Raw genomic sequence first — 2,867 nt, 5'->3', positions numbered from 1 at the left:
CCTAATATTGATACACTAGGATTTGTTTATTTAATCTATTAATTGCATTTATACATTTATATCATTCATTTACTTATATTGTTTATTGGTATAAGCATAAATGAATAATTACCATTGTCTAAAATTAATTACCTCTTACCTTTTGAAAAAATATGTAAATTGAATATTTATTATTTTTTTGGACAGATTATAATTATTAATAAAAATTTTGGGAAATATGGTGATTAAATTTATGAAGAAGAAAGAAAAAAGTTTTATTCCTCTAGTTGTTATATTTATATTAGTATTGCAACTTATTAATTTATCAACCACAGAGCAAGGACAAAATACATCTAATAAAAATACAAAATTAATCAACAGTGACATAAAATCAATAAATACTCTATCTATAACTTATAGAGTTAATAACTCTAATACATTAACCACTGAACTTTCAAAATATAATTCTGAATATAATTCTTATTCTATACAAAAGTCTCAACAAAAATGTAAAAATTTGTATTACAATAATCAAGTAAGTGAAAAAGCGATAAACCAAACTATGCATTTACCTGATTGGTTTAAATATAAAGTTATAGATGAAAACTTATTAAAATCTTATTTAGCTAATAGATCTTCTATACTTAAGGATGAACCTTACTTTTCATCCATAATAGAAGTTGGTAGAGATTTTAATATTAATCCTATACTGCTATTTGCTATTACAGGTCAAGAACAAAGCTTTGTTCCTCAAGATCATGTAAGTGCTACTAAAATAGCTAACAATCCTTATAATGTATTTTGTAGTTGGCAAAGTTATAATACTGATATTGTAGATGCATCAGAAATTGCTTGTCGTACAATTATAAATCTATCTAAGGATAGACCTGATAGTGTCGATCCTTTAGTATGGATTAATAGAAAGTACTCTGCTGATCAAAACTGGCATTATGGTGTAAGAAGTTTATACAACGAAATTATTGACTTTATAAATGAGTAATAAAAGGTTTAGGTAATTCAAATAAGAACTACCTAAACCTTTTATTTATTTTCTATATATACACTTTTTGTTGGGAAAGCAATGCTTACTTCCTCATCACTTAGAATTTTCATTATATTATAATTTATATCTTCTTTAATCTCCATATATTCATTGAATTCAATTCTATTTATAAAAAAATACATACCTATGTCTAAACTACTTTCATTAAATGTGCTAAAGCTAACATGAATACTCTCACTATCTACTCCATCATGATTCTTTAGCATATCCTTTATGCTACTAACACACCTTTGAAGCTGCTCAGTAGCTGTATCATAGGTTACTCCTATATTCATAGTTACTCTTCTTAACTCTCTCTTGTTAAAGTTTAAAATTGAATCATTTACTAGTAATGAGTTAGGAACCGTTATTAACACTTTATCAAAAGTTCTTATTCTTGTACTTCTAAAACTAATATCTTCTACTATTCCCTCTATCTCCTTACACTTAATCCAATCACCTATTGTAAAAGGATTATCCATAAATATTATGACACCTGACATCATATTGGCAGCAAAATCTTTTGCTGCCAAAGCTATTACAACTCCCCCTAAACCTATTCCTGTTATAAAAGCATTTACATCTAGCCCCCAAATATTCGCTACTTGTATAATTGCAAAAGCTATAATTAAATACTTTATTCCTTTGGCCATCATAGGTATTAATACAGTATTAACTTTTATATCATATTTATCTGTAGCTCTAAATAAAAAATCATCTGAATTATTAGTAATGTTAATTAATCCATTAGCAAATAATACTATAATTGATGTCCCTAATAATTTATTAATTATACTGCTAATATTCCATCCCAGTGATGAATTCAGTATACTCATAAATATGTATACACCCATTACTATAAATGCCATTTTTATAGGTTTTTCAAATGCACTCAATATTTTTCTAGCACTTTTAATTTTTAAAGCTTTAAATATACCATCTAATATCTTTATAATATATTTAGCAAATATGTTCCTTAGGAACATTAACAATACGAATATTCCTACTCCTATTGCAATTGACTTCCACACTTCAAAAAATTTACTATTTAATATAATCTGTACATATTTATTCGTTAATATCTCTACTTGAGCTATTACCATTTATCTTTCCTCCTATATAAAAACTTAGTTTTCATTATTTATTCCTTTACAATTCCAAAAACAAAAACATCAACATATTCTTCTCCATCATAATATGCTTGTCTTCTTGTTCCTTCATGAAGAAAACCTAATGACCTTAATGTGCCTTGACTAGGATAGTTAAACATTAACACCTCTGCATCAATCCTATGAGTTCCAATGCTAAATAAATAATCTATAATTAATTTTAATCCTTCCTTAGCATATCCCTCTTGCCTATGACTTCCTAATCCAAACCTAAGCCAAGCCATTTCTTTATTTTCATCTAACCAGTTCATTCTTATGTATCCTATAGGTTCATTATTATCTTTTAATGCAATAATTAAATATAATTCTTCTCCTTCTTCTATGCTAAGCTTAATGTCTTGAAATTGATTTTCATAACTTATATTTGTATTTAATCCCACGGACATTTTTCTCATTACTATTTCATCTTTCCATTTAGCAACCAATTTAGCATCATTTAATTCTATATTTCTTAAATAAATTCGTTGTCCTTCACATATATTATACACTTCCTACCCTCCATACCAAAATGCTACTTCTCATATTATTATAAATTAAATTTATTATTTTATATATAAAAAAAGCACTCCATATGAAGTGCTTTTGGTGGCTCACCGGGGGATCGAACCCCGGACACCATGATTAAAAGTCATGTGCTCTACCGACTGAGCTAGTGAACCACGTTAAAAACCTGGCAA

General features: G+C 27.2%; 3 protein-coding genes and 1 tRNA gene. 1 reads left to right on the top strand and 3 read right to left on the bottom strand.

Features of this window, described 5'->3' with window-relative positions:
- The first annotated feature begins 232 nt into the window (after positions 1-232).
- Positions 233-979: a hypothetical protein gene (locus tag B3Z56_RS13120; RefSeq protein WP_346849313.1), complete on the top strand. Its 747-nt coding sequence runs from the start codon at positions 233-235 to the stop codon at positions 977-979.
- Between the two features lie 41 nt (positions 980-1,020).
- Here B3Z56_RS13120 and B3Z56_RS13115 read toward each other — a convergent pair whose 3' ends face one another.
- The 3 genes from B3Z56_RS13115 to B3Z56_RS13105 all read right to left on the bottom strand — a co-directional run bounded on the left by B3Z56_RS13115 (position 1,021) and on the right by B3Z56_RS13105 (position 2,849).
- The gene (locus tag B3Z56_RS13115) at positions 1,021-2,124 is read right to left on the bottom strand and encodes a mechanosensitive ion channel family protein (RefSeq protein ID WP_346849314.1); all 1,104 of its coding nucleotides are present in this window, start codon (positions 2,122-2,124) and stop codon (positions 1,021-1,023) included.
- A 38-nt stretch (positions 2,125-2,162) separates the two neighbouring features.
- A complete protein-coding gene (locus B3Z56_RS13110) occupies positions 2,163-2,678 on the bottom strand; it encodes a GNAT family protein (RefSeq protein ID WP_346849315.1) in 516 nt (171 codons plus the stop codon).
- 95 nt (positions 2,679-2,773) lie between these two features.
- Positions 2,774-2,849 (bottom strand) — tRNA-Lys (locus B3Z56_RS13105).
- Positions 2,850-2,867: the final 18 nt, after the last annotated feature.

This window comes from Clostridium sp. UBA7791 (genome assembly GCF_002480755.1).
Lineage (GTDB): Bacteria > Bacillota > Clostridia > Clostridiales > Clostridiaceae > Clostridium_J > Clostridium_J sulfidigenes.
The sequence above is the reverse complement of the archived record's forward strand: the minus strand, read 5'-3'. Positions and strand labels throughout refer to the sequence as shown.